Source organism: Kitasatospora sp. NPDC004240 (assembly GCF_053603215.1).
This window is the reverse complement of record NZ_JBSGFD010000031.1, coordinates 22,686-44,536: the sequence shown is the minus strand read 5'-3', so window position 1 is coordinate 44,536 and position 21,851 is coordinate 22,686. Positions and strand designations below refer to the sequence as shown.

20 protein-coding genes are annotated in these 21,851 nt (G+C 72.5%); 17 read left to right on the top strand and 3 right to left on the bottom strand.

Annotation, left to right across the window (positions count from 1 at the left end; all coding sequences use genetic code 11):
• On the bottom strand, nt 1–2,070 hold the full coding sequence (locus tag ACWEQL_RS11260) for an elongation factor G-like protein EF-G2 (protein WP_452149953.1): 2,070 nt from the start codon (nt 2,068–2,070) through the stop codon (nt 1–3).
• 297 nt (nt 2,071–2,367) lie between these two features.
• On the opposite strand from ACWEQL_RS11260, the gene pgsA reads away from it, so the two are divergent.
• From pgsA to ACWEQL_RS11180, 16 genes are all read left to right on the top strand, one after another.
• A complete protein-coding gene (pgsA, locus tag ACWEQL_RS11255; protein WP_452149952.1) occupies nt 2,368–3,015 on the top strand; it encodes a phosphatidylinositol phosphate synthase in 648 nt (215 codons plus the stop codon).
• Nucleotides 3,016–3,029: 14 nt separating this feature from the next.
• Nucleotides 3,030–4,016: a phosphatidylinositol mannoside acyltransferase gene (locus ACWEQL_RS11250; RefSeq protein WP_452149951.1), complete on the top strand. Its 987-nt coding sequence runs from the start codon at nt 3,030–3,032 to the stop codon at nt 4,014–4,016.
• A 26-nt stretch (nt 4,017–4,042) separates the two neighbouring features.
• Entirely contained in the window at nt 4,043–5,227 is a 1,185-nt protein-coding gene (locus ACWEQL_RS11245; protein ID WP_452149950.1) for a glycosyltransferase family 4 protein, read from the top strand.
• A 135-nt stretch (nt 5,228–5,362) separates the two neighbouring features.
• Nucleotides 5,363–5,731, top strand: a complete 369-nt coding sequence (locus tag ACWEQL_RS11240) for a 5-carboxymethyl-2-hydroxymuconate Delta-isomerase (RefSeq protein ID WP_452149949.1) — start codon at nt 5,363–5,365, stop codon at nt 5,729–5,731.
• An 82-nt stretch (nt 5,732–5,813) separates the two neighbouring features.
• Nucleotides 5,814–6,314 (top strand): hypothetical protein, encoded by a 501-nt coding sequence (locus ACWEQL_RS11235; protein ID WP_452149971.1) that lies wholly within the window; start codon nt 5,814–5,816, stop codon nt 6,312–6,314.
• Between the two features lie 240 nt (nt 6,315–6,554).
• Nucleotides 6,555–7,466, top strand: a complete 912-nt coding sequence (gene pdxS / locus ACWEQL_RS11230) for a pyridoxal 5'-phosphate synthase lyase subunit PdxS (RefSeq protein ID WP_452149948.1) — start codon at nt 6,555–6,557, stop codon at nt 7,464–7,466.
• 86 nt (nt 7,467–7,552) lie between these two features.
• Nucleotides 7,553–8,173, top strand: coding sequence for a pyridoxal 5'-phosphate synthase glutaminase subunit PdxT (pdxT, locus tag ACWEQL_RS11225; RefSeq protein ID WP_452149947.1), 621 nt, complete (start codon nt 7,553–7,555; stop codon nt 8,171–8,173).
• A gap of 78 nt (nt 8,174–8,251) precedes the next feature.
• Nucleotides 8,252–9,010 (top strand): YebC/PmpR family DNA-binding transcriptional regulator, encoded by a 759-nt coding sequence (locus ACWEQL_RS11220; RefSeq protein WP_452149946.1) that lies wholly within the window; start codon nt 8,252–8,254, stop codon nt 9,008–9,010.
• A 181-nt stretch (nt 9,011–9,191) separates the two neighbouring features.
• Entirely contained in the window at nt 9,192–9,734 is a 543-nt protein-coding gene (ruvC, locus tag ACWEQL_RS11215; protein ID WP_452149970.1) for a crossover junction endodeoxyribonuclease RuvC, read from the top strand.
• On the top strand, nt 9,731–10,342 hold the full coding sequence (ruvA, locus tag ACWEQL_RS11210; protein WP_452149945.1) for a Holliday junction branch migration protein RuvA: 612 nt from the start codon (nt 9,731–9,733) through the stop codon (nt 10,340–10,342). The genes ruvC and ruvA overlap by 4 nt, the downstream gene beginning before the upstream one ends.
• A 93-nt stretch (nt 10,343–10,435) precedes the next feature.
• Complete coding sequence (gene ruvB / locus ACWEQL_RS11205) at nt 10,436–11,566, top strand: Holliday junction branch migration DNA helicase RuvB (RefSeq protein WP_452149944.1); 1,131 nt, start codon at nt 10,436–10,438, stop codon at nt 11,564–11,566.
• Between the two features lie 230 nt (nt 11,567–11,796).
• Nucleotides 11,797–12,207, top strand: coding sequence for a preprotein translocase subunit YajC (yajC, locus tag ACWEQL_RS11200; RefSeq protein ID WP_452149943.1), 411 nt, complete (start codon nt 11,797–11,799; stop codon nt 12,205–12,207).
• A 147-nt stretch (nt 12,208–12,354) separates the two neighbouring features.
• Nucleotides 12,355–14,199 carry a protein translocase subunit SecD gene (gene secD / locus ACWEQL_RS11195; protein WP_452149942.1) on the top strand — a complete coding sequence of 615 codons (1,845 nt, stop codon included), beginning with the start codon at nt 12,355–12,357 and terminating at the stop codon, nt 14,197–14,199.
• A 4-nt stretch (nt 14,200–14,203) separates the two neighbouring features.
• Entirely contained in the window at nt 14,204–15,307 is a 1,104-nt protein-coding gene (gene secF, locus ACWEQL_RS11190; RefSeq protein WP_452149941.1) for a protein translocase subunit SecF, read from the top strand.
• Nucleotides 15,308–15,334: 27 nt separating this feature from the next.
• Nucleotides 15,335–15,886 carry an adenine phosphoribosyltransferase gene (locus ACWEQL_RS11185; protein WP_452149940.1) on the top strand — a complete coding sequence of 184 codons (552 nt, stop codon included), beginning with the start codon at nt 15,335–15,337 and terminating at the stop codon, nt 15,884–15,886.
• Nucleotides 15,887–15,993: 107 nt separating this feature from the next.
• A complete protein-coding gene (locus tag ACWEQL_RS11180) occupies nt 15,994–18,495 on the top strand; it encodes a RelA/SpoT family protein (protein WP_452149939.1) in 2,502 nt (833 codons plus the stop codon).
• Nucleotides 18,496–18,564: 69 nt separating this feature from the next.
• On the opposite strand, the gene ACWEQL_RS11175 is transcribed toward ACWEQL_RS11180, so the two are convergent.
• Both ACWEQL_RS11175 and ACWEQL_RS11170 read right to left on the bottom strand, forming a co-directional pair.
• The gene (locus ACWEQL_RS11175; RefSeq protein ID WP_452149938.1) at nt 18,565–19,794 is read right to left on the bottom strand and encodes a DUF349 domain-containing protein; all 1,230 of its coding nucleotides are present in this window, start codon (nt 19,792–19,794) and stop codon (nt 18,565–18,567) included.
• A gap of 265 nt (nt 19,795–20,059) precedes the next feature.
• Nucleotides 20,060–20,893 (bottom strand): peptidylprolyl isomerase, encoded by an 834-nt coding sequence (locus ACWEQL_RS11170; RefSeq protein ID WP_452149937.1) that lies wholly within the window; start codon nt 20,891–20,893, stop codon nt 20,060–20,062.
• Nucleotides 20,894–21,134: 241 nt separating this feature from the next.
• Between ACWEQL_RS11170 and ACWEQL_RS11165 the strand changes: the two genes are divergently transcribed.
• On the top strand, nt 21,135–21,842 hold the full coding sequence (locus ACWEQL_RS11165) for an MBL fold metallo-hydrolase (protein ID WP_452149936.1): 708 nt from the start codon (nt 21,135–21,137) through the stop codon (nt 21,840–21,842).
• Nucleotides 21,843–21,851 lie beyond the last annotated feature (9 nt).

The window sequence follows — 21,851 nt, the reverse complement described above, 5'->3', positions numbered from 1 at the left end:
TCAGTCGGTGTACTTGGCGGCGAGGGCCGGTGGCATCGGTTCGTGGCGCAGGTGGGCGCGGGTGAACTCGGCGGTGCCGTGGGTGAGGGCGCGCAGGTCGACGGGGTAGCGGGCGAGTTCGAGTTCGGGGACCTCGGCGCGCAGCAGGGTGAGGCCGGGTCCGCCGGTCTCGGTGCCGAGGACGCGGCCGCGGCGGGCGGAGAGGTCGCCGAGAACGGCCCCGAGGTAGTCGTCGGGGAGCAGGACGCCGACGGCGGCGACGGGTTCGAGCAGGCGGATGACGGCGTGCTCGGCGGCGTCGCGCAGGGCGAGGGCGGCGGCGTTCTGGAAGGAGGCGTCGGAGGAGTCGACGGAGTGCGCCTTGCCGTCGGTGAGGGTGACCCGGATGTCGACGAGCGGGTGGCCGGTGGAGACGCCCTTGGCGAGCTGGGCGCGGACGCCCTTCTCGACGGAGGGGATGAAGTGCTTGGGGACGGCGCCGCCGACGACGTGTTCGCGGAACTCGAAGCCGGAGCCGGCGGGCAGGGGTTCGACCTCCAGGTCGCAGATGGCGTACTGGCCGTGGCCGCCGGACTGTTTGACCAGGCGGCCGTGGCCGGCGGCGGCGGTGCCGAAGGTCTCGCGCAGGGCGACCCGGTGCTCGACGGTGTCGACGTGGACGCCGTGGCGGGTGCGCAGGCGGTCGAGGACGACCTCGGCGTGGGCCTCGCCGGTGCACCAGAGGACGAGCTGGTGGGTGTCGGGGTTCTGTTCGAGGCGTAGGGCCGGGTCCTCGGCGCTGAGGCGGGTGAGGGCCTGGGAGAGCTTGTCGTCGTCGGCCTTGCTGTGGGCCTCGACGGCGATGGGGAGCAGGGCCTCGGGGACGGTCCAGCCCTCGAGGTCGGCGGGCCGGCCGGGTTCGTGGACGGTGTCGCCGGCGCGGGCGGTGGTGAGTTTGGCGGCGCAGACGAGGTCGCCGGCGGGGGCGTGCGGGACGGGGCGCTGGGTCTTGCCGAAGGGGCTGGTGAGGCCGGTGACGCGCTCGTCGGTGGGCTGTTCGCCGTCGTGGCCGGGGCCGTCGAGGTGGATGTGGGTGTCGGGGCGCAGGGTGCCGGCGTAGACGCGCAGGAGGGCGACGCGGCCGACGTAGGCGTCGCCGGTGACGCGGACGACCTGGGCGGCGAGGGGGGCGTCGGGGTCGCACGCGGGGGCGGGGCGGGTGCGTTCGGTGGGGTCGGGGAACGCGGTGGTGATGAGGTCGAGGAGTTCGGTGGTGCCGAGGCCGGCGTCGGTGGTGGGGACGGCGGGGTGGAGGGTGCAGGCGAGGACCTCGCGGCGCAGGCCGGCTTCGAGGGCCTCGGTGTCGAGGGTCTCGCCGGCGAGGTAGCGCTCCATGAGGGTGTCGTCCTGGCCGGAGATCGCCTCGACGAGGCTCTCGCGGGCGGGGGCGGTGTCGGGGAGGTCGGCCGGGTCGGGGTGGTGGCCGGAGTCGGTGCCGTGGGTGCGCCCGGTGAGGAGGTCGACGGTGCCGGTGGGGCGGCCGTCGTGGTGGGCGGGGTAGTGGAGGGGGCGCAGGGTGTCGGGGCCGAGGCCGAAGGCGTCGTGGCAGGTGGTGAGGATGTCGTCGTAGCTGTCGCGGGCGAGGTCGAGCTTGGCGACGGCGATGGCGCGGGGGATGTCCTCGGCGGCGCACTCGCGCCACAGGGCGCGGGTGGGGGCGGTGACCGGGTCGGTGGCGGAGACCACGAAGACGGCGGCGTCGGCGGCGTGCAGGGCGGCGCGCAGGTCGGCGGTGAAGTCGGGGTGGCCGGGCGGGTCGAGGAGGTTGACCTTGACGCCCTTCCATTCGAGGGGGAGCAGGGAGAGCTGGACGGAGCGCTGCTGGTGGTGCTCGATGTCCTCGTGGTCGGAGACGGTGTTGCCGTCGGTGACCCGTCCGGCGCGGCCGATGGCGCCGGCGGTGAGGGCGAGGGATTCGGCAAGGGTGGTCTTGCCCACGCCGCTGCAGCCGATCAGGACGACGTTGCGCAGTTGGCGGGGGCCGGCGACGGTGGGCGCCTGCCCCGCGCGTACCGTGCTGCGGTCGGGCATCGGAGGTCTCCTCCCGTTGCGCCGGGGCTGCGTGGCGGCGCCCGGGCTGTGCTGGAAATTCTAGGAGGGCTGCCGGTCGGGGCGCGTGTCGTAGACGGTCGTCGTCACCGTTCGTGTGCGTCGATGCGCTTTCGGTCATGGGCAGTTGGACCGAATACCCGGTGGGCGGTGCGGTGCGGCGGGGCGTGTCGTCGGCGTGGATACGATGGGTCCGCCGGATGGGCTGATCCATTCGGCCGTCTGCTCCGAAACCGGCCGCAGGCGGGTACCAGGGAGATCGGAGCGGTCGGGAAGGCCATGCTCAACAAATACGCGCGTGCCTTCTTCACACGTGTTCTGACCCCGTTCGCCGCTTTCCTGATCCGGCTGGGTGTGAGCCCGGACACGGTCACGCTGATCGGTACCGCCGGGTCGGTGACGGGCGCGCTGGTGTTCTTCCCCCGGGGGGAGTTCTTCTGGGGCACCATCACCATCACGCTGTTCATCTTCTCGGACCTGGTGGACGGGAACATGGCCCGTCAGCTGGGGCGCAGCACCAAGTGGGGCGCGTTCCTGGACTCGACGCTGGACCGGGTGGCGGACGCGGCGATCTTCGGCGGGCTGGCGCTCTGGTACGCGGGCACGGGTGACAACAACCTGCTGTGCGCGGTGGCGGTGTTCTGCCTGGCGAGCGGGCTGGTGGTGTCGTACACCAAGGCGCGGGCGGAGAGCCAGGGGCTGCCGTGCGACGTGTCGGGGCTGGTGGAGCGGGCCGAGCGACTGGTGATCTGCCTGGTGGCGGCCGGTGTCGCGGGTCTGGCCACGTTCGGCGTGCCGTACGTGGAGTGGCTGCTGCCGGTGGCGCTGTGGCTGGTGGCGGCGGGTTCGCTGGTGACGGTGTTCCAGCGGGTGCTGACCGTGCGCCGGGAGGCTTTCGAGGCGGACCGGCTGGCGGCCGGGAACTGAGGGGTGGGCTCGCGGTGAAGGACCGACTGGTGTACTCGGCGTACGCGCTGGGCTGGGCGGCGCTGAAGCACCTGCCGGAGCCGGCGGCGAAGGGCCTGTTCGACCGGCTGGCGGACCACGCGTGGCGCCGGCGCGGCCCGCGGGTGGCGCAGCTGGAGGCGAACCTGCGCCGGGTGCACCCGGAGGCGGACGCGGCGCGGCTGCGGGAGCTGTCGCGGGCCGGGATGCGGTCCTACCTGCGGTACTGGATGGAGTCGTTCCGGCTGCAGACCTGGAGCCGGGAGCGGATCGCCCGGGACGTGCAGGTGGAGGGCTTCGAGCGGCTGCGCGAGGCGATGGAGTCGGGCCGGGGCGCGGTGATAGCGCTGCCGCACATGGGCAACTGGGACCTGGCGGGCGCGTGGGTGGCCCTGGAGGGCTATCCGTTCACCACGGTCGCGGAGCGCCTCAAGCCGGAGCGGCTGTTCGAGCGCTTCGTGGCGTACCGGGAGAGCCTCGGCATGGAGGTGCTGGCGCTGACCGGCGGCGGCGCGTCGGTGGTCGGTACGCTGGCCCGCCGGCTGCGCGAGGGGAGGCTGGTCTGCCTGGTGGGGGACCGCGACCTCTCGGAGGCCGGCGTGGGGGTGTCGTTCTTCGGCGAGGAGACCCGGATGCCGGCCGGTCCGGCGGCGCTGTGCCTGCGTACGGGGGCGGCGCTGCTGCCGGTGACGATCTGGTACGACGGCCCGGTGATGCGGGCGATGATCCATCCGGAGGTCGTCCCGCCGGCCGAGGGGGACCGGGCCGAGCGGACGGCGGCGATGGTGCAGGGGATGGCGGACGTGTGGGCGGCGGGGATCCGCGAGCACTCCGAGGACTGGCACATGTTGCAGCGGCTCTGGCTGGCCGATCTGCCCGCCCGCGCGGCGGCGGGGGCGGCCGGGGAGCCGCTGACCGGGCCGGAGCCGGTACGGCGTCCGGCGAGCGCGGCCGAGGCGGCCGCGGAGACCACCGGGCCCTGAGCGGGCCCCGACGAACGCGAGGACCTGTGAAGATCGGCATCGTCTGCCCGTACGACTGGGACGTGCCCGGCGGGGTGCAGTTCCACATCCGGGACCTCGCCGAGCACCTGATCGGCCTGGGTCACGAGGTGTCGGTGCTGGCGCCGGCCGAGGACGACGAGGCGCTGCCGCCGTACGTGGTGTCGGCGGGGCGGGCCGTGGCGGTGCCGTACAACGGCTCGGTGGCCCGGCTGAGCTTCGGGATCCTGTCGGCGGCGCGGGTGCGGCGCTGGCTGAACGAGGGACGCTTCGACATCCTGCACGTCCACGAGCCGGCCTCGCCGAGCCTGTCGATGCTGGCCGCCTGGTCGGCCTCGGGGCCGATGGTGGGGACGTTCCACACCTCCAACCCGCGGTCGCGGGCGATGATCGCGGCCTCGCCGATCCTGCAGCCGGGCCTGGAGAAGATGCGGGCGCGGATCGCGGTGAGCGAGTACGCCCGGCGGACCCTGGTGGAGCACCTGGGCGGGGACGCGGTGGTGATCCCGAACGGGGTGGACGTCGGGTTCTTCGCGCAGGCCGAGCCGGATCCGCGCTGGGTGGGCGGGGCGGCGCACGGCGAGCCGGGCACGATCGGCTTCATCGGGCGGATCAACGAGCCGCGCAAGGGCCTGCCGACGCTGCTGGCGGCGCTGCCGCGGATCCTGGCGGAGCGGCCCGGGGTGCGGCTGCTGGTGGCCGGCAAGGGCGACGAGGAGGAGGCGGTCGCGGGGCTGGCGCCGGAGGTCCGCAAGCAGGTGGAGTTCCTGGGCATGGTCTCGGACCGGGACAAGGCGCGGCTGCTGCGCAGCGTGGACCTCTACGTGGCGCCGAACACCGGCGGCGAGAGCTTCGGGATCATCCTGGTCGAGGCGATGTCGGCGGGTGCGCCGGTGCTGGCCAGCGACCTGGACGCGTTCAAGCAGGTGCTGGACGGCGGGGACGCCGGTGAGCTGTTCCCGGTGGAGGACGCGGACGCGCTGGCCCGTACGGCGCTGCGGCTGCTGGGGGACCCGGCCCGGCTGGAGGAGCTGCGCAAGGCGGCCTCCCGGCACGTGCGGCGTTTCGACTGGTCGACGGTCGGCGCGGACATCCTGGCGGTGTACGAGACGGTCGCGGCGGGTGCGGCGGCGGTGGTCGAGGACGAGGAGCGCAGCGGCCGGCGGGGCCGCTTCGGGCTGGCCCGGGACTGAGCGCGCCCCCGCCGGCCGGATCCCGGCCGGGGAAACCGGCCGGGATCCGGCCCCGGGAGGGACGCGGCCGGCCGCGGCGGGCGCGGGCGGGCTATGGTCGCCCGGACCGCTGATCCCGATCACTGGAGGCATCCGATGCCGCAGATCTCCGTGGAGTACTCGCCGGGCCTGGCCGGCTCCCTCGACCGCCGGGAGCTCGGCCGGGAGATCAACCGCCTGGCCGTGAAGACGATCGCCGCGACGCCCGAGGGCTGCAAGACGGTGTTCCGCCCGGTCGACGCCGAGTTCGTGGTGGGCGAGGACGAGGCGCCGGCCTCCCAGGTGCTGGTGGAGTTCCGGATCTTCCCGGGCCGCACCCCCGAGGCGAAGGCGGCGCTGAGCGAGGCGGTGCTGGCGCTGCTGGCGGAGCGGGTCGCGCCGGTGCCGGGGGAGCGGCTGCACCTCGCGGTCGACATCCGTGACATCGACCGGGAGTCGTACCGCAGCACGGCGCTGGGCGGCTGATCGGGCCGGGTGTGCCCACCCGGTAGCGTTGCGCCCCGTGACTACCTGGATCTGGGCCGCTGTGGCCGTGGTGCTGTTCGGCATGTACCTGAGTTGGACGGCCGGACGGCTGGACCGGCTGCACGCCCGGATCGACGCCTCGCGGGCGGCGCTGGACGCGCAGCTGGTCCGCCGGGCCTCGGTGGCGATGGAGCTGGCCACGTCCTCGCTGCTGGACCCGGCGGCCTCGCTGTTGCTGGCGGACGCCGCGCACGCCGCGCGGGCGGCGGACGACGAGCGGCGCGAGGTGGCGGAGAGCCAGCTGAGCCTGGCGCTGCGGGCGGTGTTCGCCGAGCCGGAGCAGGTCGCGGCGCTGGTCGCGCAGCCGGGCGGCGAGGAGGTGGTGCGCGACCTCACGGCGGCGGTGCGGCGGGTGCCGATGGCGCGGCGGTTCCACAACGACGCGGTACGGGCGGCGCGGGCGGTGCGCGAGCACCGGCTGGTGCGCTACTTCCGGCTGGCGGGCAAGGCGCCGTTCCCGCTGGCCTTCGAGATGGACGACGCGCCGCCGCCGGCGCTGACCCCCGAGGGCGCCCCGGCCTGAGCGGCCCCGGGAGCGGCTCCCGCAGGGGCGGGCGGCGGGGTCCGTCGCTCCCCGGCTGTCCCCGCCGTCACTCGTGTTCCGCGTCCCGGCGGGCGCGCTCCGGGGCCGGCCGCGAGGGTCGGGTTCCGGCCTCTTTGTCGTATCCCGTCGGCCGGGCTGGACTCGGTGGCGCATGGAGAGGGCGTTCCTTCCGCCTAACATAGGGCGATAGCACTGGTTCATCTTCGAGTGAGGTCTCACGTGTCCACCACCCCCACCACCGCAGACCAGCCGCAGATCGGTACCGCCCGGGTCAAGCGCGGCATGGCCGAGCAGCTCAAGGGCGGTGTGATCATGGATGTGGTCAACGCCGAGCAGGCGAAGATCGCCGAGGACGCCGGCGCTGTGGCCGTCATGGCGCTGGAGCGGGTCCCGGCCGACATCCGCAAGGACGGCGGCGTGGCCCGGATGTCCGACCCGAACATGATCGAGGAGATCATCGAGGCGGTCTCGATCCCGGTCATGGCGAAGTCGCGCATCGGCCACTTCGTCGAGGCCCAGGTCCTGCAGTCGCTCGGTGTTGACTACATCGACGAGTCCGAGGTGCTGACCCCGGCCGACGAGGTCAACCACTCCGACAAGTGGGCGTTCACCACCCCCTTCGTCTGCGGCGCCACCAACCTGGGCGAGGCCCTGCGCCGCATCGCCGAGGGCGCGGCCATGATCCGCTCCAAGGGCGAGGCCGGCACCGGCAACGTCGTCGAGGCGGTCCGCCACCTGCGCCAGATCAAGAACGAGATCGCCAAGCTGCGCGGCTTCGACAACAACGAGCTGTACGCCGCCGCCAAGGAGCTGCGCGCCCCGTACGAGCTCGTCAAGGAGGTCGCCGAGCTCGGCAAGCTGCCGGTCGTGCTGTTCTCCGCCGGTGGTGTGGCCACCCCGGCCGACGCCGCGCTGATGCGCCAGCTGGGCGCCGAGGGCGTCTTCGTCGGCTCCGGCATCTTCAAGTCGGGCGACCCGGCCAAGCGTGCCGCCGCCATCGTGAAGGCCACCACCTTCTTCGACGACCCGAAGATCATCGCCGACGCCTCCCGCAACCTGGGCGAGGCCATGGTCGGCATCAACTGCGACACCCTGCCCGAGGCGGAGCGCTACGCCAACCGCGGCTGGTAATCCCCGCCCGCCGGCCCGCCGCGCCCCCTCCGGCGCGGCGGGCCGCTGCGCGTCGTCCGTACGAGAAGTCTGAAGAGGTAGCAACCATGTCCACTCCCGTCATCGGCGTCCTCGCCCTGCAGGGCGACGTCCGTGAGCACCTGGTCGCGCTGGCCGAGGCCGACGCCCTCGCGCGTCCGGTCCGCCGTGCGGAGGAGCTGGCCGAGGTCGACGCGCTGGTCATCCCCGGTGGGGAGTCCACCACCATGTCCAAGCTCGCCCTGCTCTTCGGCGTGATGGAGCCGCTGCGCGAGCGGGTGGCGGCCGGGATGCCGGTCTACGGCACCTGCGCCGGCATGATCATGCTGGCGGACAAGATCCTGGACGGCCGGGACGACCAGGAGACCGTGGGCGGCATCGACATGACCGTGCGCCGCAACGCCTTCGGCCGTCAGAACGAGTCCTTCGAGACGGCGATCCCGTTCGAGGGTCTGGCCGGCGACCCGGTGCACGGTGTGTTCATCCGCGCCCCCTGGGTCGAGGCGGTGGGCGCGGGCGTCCAGGTGCTGGCGGAGCTCCCGGCGGCGGACGGCCCGGAGAGCCGCGTGGTCGCGGTGCGCCAGGGCAACCTGCTGGCCACCTCCTTCCACCCCGAGCTGACCGGTGACCACCGGGTGCACGCCTACTTCGTCGCCATGGTCGAGGAGCACCTCGCCGCCGCGCGCTGACCGTGTGCCATCCACCGGTGACGGCACCGGTAAGATCTCATCTGTTCATTTCCCATTGGCGACGTAAAGGAGCTGGCGATGTCCGGCCACTCTAAGTGGGCTACCACCAAGCACAAGAAGGCCGTGATCGACGCCAAGCGCGGCAAGCTCTTCGCCAAGATGATCAAGAACATCGAGGTGGCGGCGCGCACCGGCGGTCCCGACCCGGCCGGCAACCCGACGCTGTACGACGCCATCCAGAAGGCGAAGAAGAGCTCGGTCCCGATCGACAACATCAACCGCGCCGTCAAGCGCGGTGGCGGTATGGAGGCAGGCGGCGCCGACTACCAGACCATCATGTACGAGGGCTACGGCCCGAACGGCGTCGCGGTGCTCATCGAGTGCCTCACCGACAACCGCAACCGCGCCGCCTCCGACGTGCGCGTGGCGATGACCCGCAACGGCGGCTCGATGGCCGACCCGGGCTCGGTGTCCTACCTGTTCACCCGCAAGGGCGTCGTGATCGTCCCCAAGGCCGACGGCGTGGACGAGGACAAGCTCTTCGAGGTCGTCCTGGACCAGGAGCCCGAGGAGATCAACGACCTCGGCGACTCCTTCGAGATCGTCTCCGAGGCCTCCAAGATGGTCGCCGTCCGCACCGCCCTGGTGGACGCCGGCGTCGACTACGACTCGGCCGAGGCGAACTTCCTCCCGAGCATGCAGGTCGAGCTGGACGTCGACGGCGCCCGCAAGATCCTGAAGCTGATCGACGCGCTGGAGGACAGCGACGACGTGCAGAACGTCTTCGCCAACTTCGACATCAGCGACGAGGTCGGGGCGCAGCTCGACGCCGAGTGATCGTTCTCACCTCCCGGCCCGGTGGTCCCGCGACCACCGGGCCGGTGTCGTTGGAGGGGTTGTCGGACCCGGGCGGTAGCCTTCGCGGGTCGGGGCGTACAGGTGTTCCGGCGGGTCACGCCGCGAGCCGCCGGGGCCGGGCCCCCGGGAGCGGGCGGCGAATCACAGATGGGTGGCCGAGGTGCGGGTACTGGGCGTGGACCCTGGGCTGACCAGGTGCGGTGTCGGCGTGGTCGACGGCGCGCCGGGCCGGCCGCTGAGGATGGTCGGGGTCGGCGTGGTGCGCACCCCCGCGGACGCGGAGATCGGGCAGCGGCTGCTGCTGGTGGAGCAGGGCATAGAAGAGTGGCTGGACGAGCACCGGCCCGACCTGGTCGCCGTGGAGCGGGTCTTCGCCCAGCACAACGTCCGGACGGTGATGGGCACCGCGCAGGCCAGCGCGGTCGCCATGCTCTGCGCGACCCGGCGCGGCATCCCGGTCACCCTGCACACCCCCAGTGAGGTCAAGGCGGCCGTCACCGGCTCCGGCCGGGCCGACAAGGCCCAGGTCACGGCCATGGTGCAGCGGCTGCTGCGGCTGGACGCGCCGCCCAAGCCGGCCGACGCCGCCGACGCGCTGGCGCTGGCCATCTGCCACATCTGGCGCGGCGGTGCCACCGACCGGATCGCCGCCGCCCTCGCCAAGGCCGCCCCGGCCCGAGCTCCCCGAGGAGTCGTACGATGATCGCCTTCGTCCAGGGCCCGGTGGCCGTGATCTCCGGCGGCACCGTCGTCGTCGAGGTCGGCGGTGTGGGCATGGCCGTCCAGTGCACCCCGGCCACCGCGGCCGGGCTGCGGCTCGGCGAGAGCGCCCGGCTCGCCACCTCGCTGGTGGTGCGGGAGGACTCGCTCACCCTCTACGGCTTCGCCGACGACGACGAGCGGGCGGTCTTCGAGATCCTGCAGGCGGCCCCGGGGGTGGGCCCGCGGCTGGCGCAGGCGATGCTGGGCGTGCACAGCCCGGACGAGCTGCGCGCGGCGGTGGCCGCCGGGAACGAGAAGGCGCTGATCGCCGTCCCCGGCATCGGCAAGGCCAAGGCGGCCAAGCTGCTGCTGGAGTACAAGGACAAGCTGGGCGCCCCGCGCGGCGCGGTGCCGGCCCAGAAGCCGCTGGTCTCCGGGCCCGCGCCGTGGAGCGAGCAGCTGCACTCGGCGCTGGTCGGCCTCGGTTACGCGCCGCGCGAGGCGGACGAGGCGGTGGCCGCGGTCACCCCGGAGGCCGAGGCGCAGTCCACCCCGGACGTCGGTGCGCTGCTGCGCTCGGCCCTGCGCGGGCTGAACCGGGCGCGCTGACGACGTACCGATCTGACTACCTGTCAATTTGTCGACATACGGAACCCCGGCTCCCGGGCCCGGGTCGATGAGTGAGCGAAGCGAGGGCGAGGCATGAGCCCGTACGACCCCGACCCGGCCGACCGGCTGGTGACGGCCGCCGCCGACGGCGAGGACCAGGCGGTCGAGGCGGCGCTGCGCCCCAAGCTGCTGGACGAGTTCATCGGCCAGGAGCGGGTGCGCGAGCAGCTGTCGCTGGTGCTCCAGGCCGCCCGCAAGCGCGGCACCGCGCCCGACCACGTGCTGCTCAGCGGCCCGCCCGGCCTGGGCAAGACGACCCTGTCGATGATCATCGCCGCCGAGCTGGGCGCCCCGATCCGGATCACCTCCGGGCCGGCCATCCAGCACGCCGGCGACCTGGCCGCGATCCTCTCCTCGCTCACCGAGGGCGAGGTGCTCTTCCTCGACGAGATCCACCGGATGTCCCGGCCCGCCGAGGAGATGCTCTACATGGCGATGGAGGACTTCCGGGTCGACGTGATCGTCGGCAAGGGGCCGGGCGCCACCGCGATCCCGCTGGAGCTGCCGCCGTTCACCCTGGTCGGCGCGACCACCCGGGCCGGTCTGCTGCCGCCGCCGCTGCGCGACCGCTTCGGCTTCACCGGGCACATGGAGTTCTACGCGCCGGCCGAGCTCCAGCGGGTGGTGCACCGCTCGGCCGCCCTGCTGGACGTGGAGATCGACCCGGCCGGCGCCGCCGAGATCGCCGGCCGCTCCCGGGGCACCCCGCGCATCGCCAACCGGCTGCTGCGCCGGGTGCGGGACTACGCCCAGGTCCGGCACGACGGCGTGGTCACCACGGAGATCGCCGCCCAGGCGCTGGACGTCTACGAGGTGGACGCCCGCGGGCTGGACCGGCTGGACCGGGCGGTGCTGGACGCGCTGCTGCGGCTGTTCGGCGGCGGCCCGGTCGGCCTGTCGACCCTGGCGGTCGCCGTGGGTGAGGAGTCCGAGACGGTCGAGGAGGTCGCCGAGCCCTTCCTGGTCCGCGAGGGGCTGCTGGCCCGTACGCCCCGGGGGCGGATCGCCACCGCCGCCGCCTGGCAGCACCTCGGCCTGACCCCGCCCGTGCAGGCCGCGCCGACGCAGGCCGCACCGCTGCGGACCTCGCCGGTCCAGACCACTCGGGGCGCGGCGCCGGGGCAGCCGGGACTCTTCCCCACCGGGGAGCGGCCGAACGGGTGACAATCCGGCCGGTGCCGGATAAAGGCGACGTGAGGTGAGGGGACTCACCAGGGTTCGTGTCCGATCCGTGGAGGCGGAGGGTCGCCACTTCCGGCGGCAGGATGCGATGCTTGGCGTTGTCCGATCAGTTCGGGGTCGCCTAGACTCCGCCGGACCGCCCCGCTCACCTGACGGGCCGACCAATACCACACAGGCCGCCGGTCGGCGGCCCGTAAAGGACCCTGGCTGCAGTGAACCTCATCATCCTCCTCCTCCCCGTGCTCGCGATCGTCGTCATGTTCCGGGCCCAGAAGAAGCGCCAGCAGGCGATGCAGCAGATGCAGACCGCGCTGGAGCCCGGGGCGGGGGTGCGCACCATCGGCGGCCTCTACGCCCAGGTGAAGGCGGTCAACGACGAGACCGTCGAGCTGGAGATCGCGCCGGGCGTGGTCTCCCACTTCACGAAGAGCGCGATCGCCGCGGTCCTGGAGCCGCAGGAGTACGACGCGATCATCAACGGCCGCCCGGCCGAGGACGAGCTTCCCGCGGACGGCGAGACCGGTGACGACGCCGTCGAGGCCGCCGAGGAGAAGCCGCTGACGCTCACCAAGGACGGCGCCGACCAGGGCGTCGCCGAGGGCGGGGCTCCCGCGAGCAAGTAGTACGGTTCGGGCACAGCCCGGCCGCGCGGCACAGTGCCGCGTGCCCACAGGACCTCACGCCAGCCGTCCCACCCATGCCCCCGTCCCGCTACGAGCCGGACGGGGGTCCGGTAGGGGAGGTGGCATGGACAGGGAGAAACGAGCAAGGTGGCAACACCCAAGTCGCGCCCGCGCGACGGTTACCCGGGGAGGGCCCTGGCCCTCATCCTGGTCGTCACCGTCGGACTGGTCGCCCTCATGTTCGGGACGGGCCACACCAAGCCCCGCCTGGGTATCGATCTCGCCGGTGGCACCAGCATCACGCTGACCGCCAAGTCGACCGATCCCAAGGCGATCAACAAGTCCAACATGGACATCGCGGTCGGGATCATCGAGAAGCGCGTCAACGGAATGGGTGTCTCCGAGGCGGAGGTCCAGACCCAGGGCGACAAGAACATCATCGTCAACATCCCCAAGGGCGGTGACAAGCAGACGGCGGCCGACCAGGTCGGTACCACCGCCAAGCTGTACTTCCGCCCGGTGATGGCCCTGGCCCCCAGCGGCATCCAGGTGCAGCAGCCCCCGGCCACCACGCCCGCGCCGACCGGTACCGCCACCCCCGGCGCGACCCCGTCGGCGACCGCGAGCGCCGGTGCCACCGCGAGCGCCACTCCCGCCGCCACCACCTCGGCGAAGCCCGGCGCCACCGCGAGCCCCAGCGCCACCAAGCAGGGCCGCCCGGTCGGCGAGGCCCTCGCCGCGGACGCCACGCCCACCGCCCCGGCCACCGGCAGCGCCGCCGCCACCGGCACCCCCGCCGCGACCCCGAGCGTCCCGGCCGTCGACCCGAACGCCCCGGCCGTGGACCCGTCCGCCCTGATGACCCAGGGCACCGTGCCGCCGGCCCTGTCCGCCGCGTTCGCCGCGCTCGACTGCTCCAAGCCCGAGCAGCGCATCCTGCCGCAGAACCCGGACATCACCCAGCCGATCGTCGCGTGCAGCGAGAAGCCCGAGGACGGCGGCGCGTACTACAAGCTCGCGCTCGGCCCGGTCGCGGTCAACGGCTCGGACGTCGACAAGGCCCAGGCCGCCCTCGACACCCAGCAGGGCGGCGGCTGGCAGGTCCAGCTGCAGTTCAACGGCAAGGGCACCGACGCCTTCACCGCCGTCACCGGTCAGCTCGCCACCCAGGCCGCCCCGGCCAACCAGTTCGCGATCGTGCTGGACGGCCAGGTCGTCTCGCACCCGTACGTGCGCAGCGCCATCCCCGGCGGCTCGGCCGTGATCTCCGGCAACTTCAGCCAGACCGAGGCGCAGAGCCTGGCCAACGTGCTGAGCTTCGGCGCCCTGCCGCTGGAGTTCACCCAGAGCGACATCACCACCGTCTCCCCGCAGCTCGGTGGCGACCAGCTGAAGGCCGGCCTCGCCGCCGGCGCCATCGGCATGCTGCTGGTGGTCATCTACTCGCTGGTCTACTACCGCGGCCTCGGCCTGGTCTCGATCGCCGGTCTGGTCGTCTCGGCGGCGCTCACCTACTCGATCATGAGCCTGCTGGGCGCGGGCATCGGCTTCGCGCTGAACCTCCCGGCGGTCTGCGGCGCCATCGTCGCGATCGGCATCACCGCCGACTCCTTCATCGTGTACTTCGAACGCATCCGCGACGAGGTCCGCGAGGGCGCCCCGTTGCGCCCGGCCGTCCAGCGCGCCTGGCCGCGCGCCCGGCGCACCATCCTGGTGTCGGACTTCGTGTCCTTCCTCTGCGCCGCCGTGCTCTACCTGGTCTCGGTCGGCAAGGTGCAGGGCTTCGCCTTCACCCTCGGCCTGACCACCGCGCTCGACGTCGTGGTGATCTTCCTCTTCACCAAGCCGCTGATCACGCTGCTGGCCCGCACCAAGTTCTTCTCGAGCGGCCACAAGTGGTCCGGCCTGGACCCGAAGCGCCTGGGCGCCCGCCCGCCGCTGCGCAGCAGCCGTCGCCGTAGCTCCTCCTCTGCCGCCGTGAAGGAGGCCTGACGCAATGTCACGCTTCTCCAATCTTGGCCACCGGCTCTACCAGGGCGAGGTGAGCTTCGACTTCGTCGGACGCCGCAAGCTCTGGTACAGCATCTCCGCGGTGATCGTGCTGGTCGCCGGCATCGGTCTGGCCATGGGCCTGCACCTGGGGATCGAGTTCAAGGGCGGGTCGGTCTACACCGTCTCCAAGCCCGGGCTCAGCGTCTCCCAGGCGCAGACCGCCGTCGACAAGATCGTCGAGTCGCACCCGCTGGTGCAGTCGACGGACAACGGCAAGATCCGCATCCAGGTCAGCTCCGAGGAGAAGGTCACCGCGGCGGCCTTCACCGACAAGCTGTCCAAGGAGATCGGCGTCCCGGTCAAGGAGATCGACACCCAGGTGATCGGTCCCAGCTGGGGTGAGCAGATCTCCCAGAAGGCCCTGCTCGGCCTGGTCATCTTCATGGTGCTGGTCACCGTGTACCTGGCCATCGCCTTCGAGTGGCGGATGGCGGTGGCCGCCCTGGTCGCCCTCATCCACGACCTCCTGATCACCATCGGGGTGTACGCCCTGGTGGGCTTCGAGGTCACCCCGGGTACGGTGATCGGCTTCCTGACCATCCTCGGGTACTCGCTCTACGACACGGTCGTCGTCTTCGACACCGTGAAGGAGAACGCGCGGGGCATCACCAAGCAGAACAAGCTCACCTTCTCCGACGCCGCCAACCACGGTCTCAACCAGACGCTGGTGCGCTCGATCAACACCACGGTGGTCGCGCTGCTGCCGGTCGCGGCGCTGCTGTTCATCGGCGGCGGCCTGCTGGGCGCCGGCACCCTGAACGACATCTCGCTGGCGCTGTTCATCGGTCTCGCGGCCGGTGCGTACTCCTCGATCTGCGTGGCCACCCCGCTGTACGCGCAGCTCAAGGAGGAGACGCCGGAGATGAAGGCGCTGGCCAAGCGGGTCGCCCAGCGGCGGGCCGCGGACGCCAAGGCCGCGGCCGAGAAGGACGCCGCCCCGGAGGGCGAGGAGTTCGCGGACGAGGACCTCCCGGCGGGTATGGTCGGTCAGCGTGGCCGTCCGGCCGGCACCACCCGTGCCAGCCGCCGGGCGACCGGCAAGCGCTGACCCCTCCCCACCGCTAAGGATCACCTCGTGACCACCGCCGACACCGTCCTCGCCGACCTGCTGACCAGCAGGATCCGGGACGTCCCGGACTACCCGAAGCCCGGTGTGCTGTTCAAGGACATCGCGCCGCTGCTCGCCGACGCCGAGGCCTTCGCGGCCCTCACCAGGTCGCTGGCGGACCGGGCCCGGGCGCTCGGGGCGACCAAGGTGGTCGGCCTGGAGGCGCGCGGCTTCGTGCTGGCGGCCCCGGCGGCCTTCGCGGCCGGGCTCGGCTTCGTGCCGATCCGCAAGCAGGGCAAGCTGCCCGGCGAGGTGTTCCGGCGCTCGTACGAGCTGGAGTACGGCTCGGCGACGCTGGAGGTGCAGTGCGACGCCTTCGCGCCCGGCGAGCGGGTGCTGGTGGTGGACGACGTGCTGGCCACCGGTGGCACCATCGGGGCCTCCCTCGACCTGGTCAAGGAGGCCGGCGCCGAGCTGGCGGGCGTCGTGGTGCTGATGGAGCTGGGCTTCCTGGACGGCCGTGAGCGGCTGGCCGGGCACCTGGGCGACGCACCGCTGGAGACCCTGGTCACGGTCTGAACCGGGACCGGAACGGAACGGAGGGCGGCGGTCGGATCATCCGGCCGCCGCCCTCCGTCGTGTCCCGGGGGCGGGCGGCTGAACACCGGAGCGCCGGGCTCGGTACCATGAAGATTCATCCCCTCCCGGTTGCGCGAGCCCCGCGAGGGGCCGGCCCCAGCGCCCGAGGAGTGTCCTTGCCCGACGAGGTTGTGCCCAGGGCCGCAGCGGCCGCCCCCGACAACCGTCCCACGCCCTCGGGGGCCACCCCGGTACGCCCGGCGCCGACCTCCTCGCGTCCGGTGGCGCCCGCCACCCGGCCCGCCTCCGCGGGCGGTATGCGGGCCCGGCTGGCCCGCCTCGGCGGCCAGCGCTCCAGCATGCTCAACCCGGTCCTGGAGCCGCTGTTCCGCTCGATCCGCGCCAACGACCCCAAGGCCGACCCGGCCCTGCTGCGCGAGATCGAGAAGGCGTACGCGGTCGCCGAGAAGTGGCACCGCGGCCAGAAGCGCAAGAGCGGCGACCCGTACATCACCCACCCGCTGGCGGTGGCGACCATCCTGGCCGAGCTGGGCATGGACGCCGCGACGCTGATGGCCGGGCTGCTGCACGACACGGTCGAGGACACCGACTACGGCCTGGAGACCCTGCGCAAGGACTTCGGCGACTCGGTGGCCCTGCTGGTGGACGGGGTCACCAAGCTGGACCGGGTGAAGTTCGGCGAGGCCGCGCAGGCCGAGACCGTCCGCAAGATGGTCGTCGCGATGGCCAAGGACCCCCGGGTCCTGGTGATCAAGCTCGCCGACCGCCTGCACAACATGCGCACCATGCGCTACCTCAAGCGGGAGAAGCAGGAGAAGAAGGCCCGCGAGACGCTGGAGATCTACGCCCCGCTGGCGCACCGGCTGGGCATGAACACCATCAAGTGGGAGCTGGAGGACCTCGCCTTCGCGATCCTCTACCCCAAGATGTATGACGAGATCGTCCGGCTGGTCGCCGAGCGCGCCCCCAAGCGGGACGAGTACCTGGCGACCGTCATCGACCAGGTCCAGGGCGACCTGCGCGGCGCCCGGATCACCGCCTCCGTCACCGGCCGGCCGAAGCACTACTACTCGGTCTACCAGAAGATGATCGTCCGGGGCCGGGACTTCGCCGAGATCTACGACCTGGTGGGCATCCGGGTCCTGGTCGACACCGTCCGCGACTGCTACGCGGCGCTGGGCACCATCCACGCGCGGTGGAACCCGGTGCCGGGGCGGTTCAAGGACTACATCGCGATGCCCAAGTTCAACATGTACCAGTCGCTGCACACCACGGTGATCGGTCCCGGCGGCAAGCCGGTCGAACTGCAGATCCGCACCTTCGACATGCACCGGCGGGCCGAGTACGGCATCGCGGCGCACTGGAAGTACAAGCAGCGCGCGGTGGCCGGGGCCTCCAAGGTCCGCACCGACACCCCGGCCCAGGCCCGCAAGGACGACAAGGCCGACGCCGTCAACGAGATGGCCTGGCTGCGGCAGCTGCTCGACTGGCAGAAGGAGACCGAGGACCCGAGCGAGTTCCTCGAGTCGCTGCGCTTCGACCTCTCCAACAACGAGGTCTTCGTCTTCACCCCCAAGGGTGACGTCATAGCGCTGCCGGCCGGGGCCACCCCGGTGGACTTCGCCTTCGCCGTGCACACCGAGGTCGGCTACCGCTGCATAGGGGCCCGGGTCAACGGACGGCTGGTGCCGCTGGAGTCGACCCTGGAGAACGGCGACAGCGTCGAGGTGTTCACCTCCAAGGCGGAGAACGCCGGCCCCTCCCGGGACTGGCTGGGCTTCGTCAAGTCGCCGCGCGCCCGCAACAAGATCCGCGCCTGGTTCTCCAAGGAGCGCCGCGAGGAGGCGATCGAGCACGGCAAGGAGGCCATCGCCCGGGCGATGCGCAAGCAGGGCCTGCCGATCCAGCGGATCCTGACCGGCGACTCGCTGGTCACCCTGGCCCACGAGATGCGCTACCCCGACATCTCCTCGCTGTACGCGGCGATCGGCGAGGGACACGTCGCCGCGCAGAACATCGTGCAGAAGCTGGTCCAGGCGCTCGGCGGCGAGGAGGGCGCCACCGAGGACCTCGCCGAGACCGCCACCCCGACGCACGACACCCGCCGGGCGGTGCGCCGCCGGGCCAAGGGCGACCCGGGTGTCATCGTCAAGGGCGTGGACGACGTCTGGGTCAAGCTGTCGCGCTGCTGCACCCCGGTGCCGGGCGACCCGATCGTGGGCTTCGTCACCCGCGGCAACGGCGTCTCGGTGCACCGGGCGGACTGCGTCAACGTGGAGGCGCTCAGCCAGCAGCCCGAGCGGATGATCGAGGTGGAGTGGGCGGCCACCCAGTCCTCGGTCTTCCTGGTCGCCATCCAGGTGGAGGCGCTGGACCGCTCCCGGCTGCTCTCCGACGTCACCCGGGTGCTCTCCGACCAGCACGTCAACATCCTGTCGGCGGCGGTGCAGACCTCCCGCGACCGGGTGGCGATGAGCCGCTTCACCTTCGAGATGGGCGATCCCAAGCACCTCGGCCACGTGCTGAAGGCCGTCCGCGGCGTCGAGGGCGTCTACGACGTCTACCGGGTCACCTCGGCCCGCAAGTAGCGCGGGCGGGTACGAGGAAGGGCCCCCGGGTGATCCCGGGGGCCCTTCCTCGTGCTCGCGTCCGGCGGATCAGCCGCTGAACTCGTCCTGCGACTTGTGCGCCTGGTCCAGCAGGGTGCGCACGCCGGCCAGCTCGGACTCCAGCTTGGCCGCCTTGGAGGTGTTGCCGGCGGCGCGGGCCTTGTCCAGGTCGGCCTGGAGCTTGTCCGCCTTGGCCTGGAACAGGCCGACCATGCCGGCCGCGCGGGCCTTGGCCTCCGGGTTGGAGCGCTTCCACTCGGCGTCCTCGGCCTCGCGGATCGCCCGCTCGACCGCGTTCAGCCGCCCGTCCAGCTTCGGACGGGTGTCGCGCGGCACGTGCCCGATCGCCTCCCAGCGCTCGTTGACGTCGCGCAGCGCGGCCTTGGCGGCCTTCAGGTCGGTGATCGGCAGGATCGCCTCGGCCTCGGTGGCCAGCGCCTCCTTCAGCTTCTGGTTCGCCACCTGCTCGGCGTCCCGCTCGCTGAAGACGGCCGAGCGGGCCTGGAAGAAGACGTCCTGGGCGCCGCGGAACCGCGCCCACAGCTCGTCCTCGACGTCGCGCTGGGCGCGGCCGGCGGCCTTCCAGCGGGCCATGAGGTCGCGGTAGCGGGCCGCGGTCTCGCCCCACTCGGTCGAGGAGGAGAGCGCCTCCGCCTCGGTGACCAGGCGCTCCTTGGTGGCCCGGGCCTGGTCGCGCTCGGCGTCCAGGGTGGCGAAGTGCGCCTTGCGGTGCTTGGAGAAGACCGAGCGGGCGTGCGAGAAGCGGTGCCACAGCTCGTCGTCGCTCTTGCGGTCCAGGCGGGGCAGGCCCTTCCAGGTGTCCACCAGGGCGCGCAGCCGGTCGCCGGCCTCCCGCCACTGGGTGGACTCGGCGAGCCGCTCGGCCTCGGCGACCAGGGCCTCCTTGGCGGAGCGGGTCTCGTCCTGGGCCTTGGCCCGGGCGGCCTTGCGCTCCTCACGACGGCTCTCGATCTCGGCGGCGAGCGCGTCCAGCCGCTTGGTCAGCGCGTCCAGGTCGCCGACCGCGTGCGCCTCGTCCACCTGGGCACGCAGGTGGTCCAGCGCGGTCTGGGCGTCCTTGGCGGCCAGGTCGGTGGTGCGCACCCGCTTCTCCAGCAGGCCGATCTCCACCTCGATGCCCTGGTACTTGCGCTCGAAGTAGGCGAGGGCCTCCTCGGGCGAGCCGGCCTGCCAGGAACCCACGACGCGTTCTCCGTCGGCCGTCCTGACGTAGACCGTGCCCTGCTCGTCGACACGGCCCCACGGGTCGCTGCTCATAGCGCGTCCTCCACATGACGTCGCGCCCGCGCCGGGGCGGTACGCGTCCGTCGTCCACAGTTGATGTGCGGCGGACCGATGAGTCCGCCGTCCCCTCCCGCCGTGCTGTGCTGCCGAGGGTGACGGCCGGCGGGTCTGGGCACCCTATACAACGCCAACATAGGCGACCGGGCCCGGTGCTGTCCGCATCCGGGCCGGGCGATTTACCTCCGGTGCCGCGCCGCCGGCCCGCCGGGGGCGGTCCGGGGCGCGTCACCGGCGCGGATCAACCCTTGGCCACGGTCACCGAGTTGAAGGTGACGTCGGCCATCGGCGCGCCGTCCGAATTGCCCGACAGGGTGCCCGCGGCGGCGATCCGCTGGACCACGTCCAGACCGCCGGTGATCTTGCCGAAGGGGGTGTAGTTCGGCGGCAGCTGGGTGTCCTTGTAGACCAGGAAGAACTGGCTGCCGTTGGTGCCCGCGCCGGCGTTGGCCATGGCCACGGTGCCGGCCGGGTAGGTCGCGCCGGTCAGGTTCTCGTCGGCGAACTTGTAGCCGGGGCCGCCCATGCCGCCCTTGACCGTCGCACTGGCGGTCGGGTCGCCGCACTGGAGCACGAAGATGCCGCCGGTGGTGAGGCGGTGGCACTTGGTGTGGTCGAAGTACTGCTCGCCGGCCAGGAACGCGAAGGAGTTCACGGTGTGCGGGGCCTTGGCCGCGTCCAGCGAGAGGGTCACCTTGCCGCAGTTGGTGTCGAGCGCGGCGGTGTACGTGCCCGCCTCGACCTTCATCGCGGGCTCGGCCTGGAACTGCTTGCCGTTCGGCGCGCCGGCGGCCGGCTCGGCGCAGCCCTCGACGGCCTTGCGGGTGGGCGCGGCCTGCGGGGTCTGGCCGAGGGTGGGGGCGACCACCTCGGGCGAGGCCTTGTCGGACTTGTCGTCCGAGAAGGCGCCGCCGGCGATCAGCGCGCCGCTGCCCGCGAGCACCACGACGGCCAGGGCGGCCCCGAGGATCGTGTTGCGGCGCTTGTTCTTCACCTGGGCCTCGGCCCGGCGCTGCATCTGGCGCTCGTACTTCTCGCGGGCGAGCTGCCGCCGCCGCTGTTCGCTGCTGACCACCGGGCGGATCTCCTACATGTACTGGTACTGGTGAACGGATTCGATGCTGGATCATCGCACCCATCGGCGGCCAAGTGTAGGTACCCCGGCCGTAAGGACCGGGTGAGGCGCAGTGGACCTGTCAGGTCGTATCTGGTTCGCAAGCGGACCCGCGGCGCCGGTAGGCTGCCCCTACATCACAACTCGTAGCCATCGATGTCGACCGGCCCGCCGTCGACCGACCGCACCCCGAAGGACGCGCGTGTTCATCGCCGGATTCCCCGCTGGAGCCTGGGGCACCAACTGCTACCTGGTCGCTCCGGGGCGGGGCGAGGAGTGCGTGATCGTCGATCCGGGCCACCAGGCGACCCAGGGGGTCGAGGACCTCGTCCGTGAGCACCGGCTGAAGCCCGTCGCCGTCGTCCTCACCCACGGCCACATCGACCACGTCGCCTCCGTCGTCCCGGTCTGCGGGGCCAAGGGCGTGCCGGCCTGGATCCACCCCGAGGACCGCTACATGATGAGCGACCCGGAGAAGGCCCTCGGCCGCTCGCTCGGCACCCAGCTGATGGGCGAGCTCACCGTGGGCGAGCCCGACGACGTGCGCGAGCTCACCGACGGCAGCGTGCTGGAGCTCGCCGGGCTGAAGCTCACCGTGGACCACGCGCCCGGCCATACCAAGGGGTCGGTGACCTTCAGGACGCCCGCCGCCGAGGACCTCCCCCCGGTGCTGTTCTCGGGTGACCTGCTCTTCGCCGGCTCCATCGGGCGTACGGACCTCCCGGGCGGGGACGGCGACGCGATCCTGCGGTCGCTGGCCCGGGTGTGCCTGCCCCTCGACGACTCCACCGTGGTCCTCTCCGGCCACGGCGGTCAGACCACCATCGGCCGCGAGCGCGCCACCAACCCCTACCTCCGACAGGCAGCGGGGGCGGCCGGCGCCCCGGCTTTCCCGCGACGAGGAATGTGACGGAAGAGA

Coding starts and splice junctions, on each gene's coding strand:
- pdxT (WP_452149947.1), top strand. CDS start 7,553: ATGTCCACTCCCGTCATCGGCGTCCTCGCCCTGCAGGGCGACGTCCGT.
- ACWEQL_RS11240 (WP_452149949.1), top strand. CDS start 5,363: ATGCCGCAGATCTCCGTGGAGTACTCGCCGGGCCTGGCCGGCTCCCTC.
- ACWEQL_RS11180 (WP_452149939.1), top strand. CDS start 15,994: ATGAAGATTCATCCCCTCCCGGTTGCGCGAGCCCCGCGAGGGGCCGGC.
- pgsA (WP_452149952.1), top strand. CDS start 2,368: ATGCTCAACAAATACGCGCGTGCCTTCTTCACACGTGTTCTGACCCCG.
- ACWEQL_RS11260 (WP_452149953.1), bottom strand. CDS start 2,070: ATGCCCGACCGCAGCACGGTACGCGCGGGGCAGGCGCCCACCGTCGCC.
- ACWEQL_RS11220 (WP_452149946.1), top strand. CDS start 8,252: ATGTCCGGCCACTCTAAGTGGGCTACCACCAAGCACAAGAAGGCCGTG.
- ruvB (WP_452149944.1), top strand. CDS start 10,436: ATGAGCCCGTACGACCCCGACCCGGCCGACCGGCTGGTGACGGCCGCC.
- secF (WP_452149941.1), top strand. CDS start 14,204: ATGTCACGCTTCTCCAATCTTGGCCACCGGCTCTACCAGGGCGAGGTG.
- ACWEQL_RS11175 (WP_452149938.1), bottom strand. CDS start 19,794: ATGAGCAGCGACCCGTGGGGCCGTGTCGACGAGCAGGGCACGGTCTAC.
- ruvA (WP_452149945.1), top strand. CDS start 9,731: ATGATCGCCTTCGTCCAGGGCCCGGTGGCCGTGATCTCCGGCGGCACC.
- ACWEQL_RS11235 (WP_452149971.1), top strand. CDS start 5,814: ATGTACCTGAGTTGGACGGCCGGACGGCTGGACCGGCTGCACGCCCGG.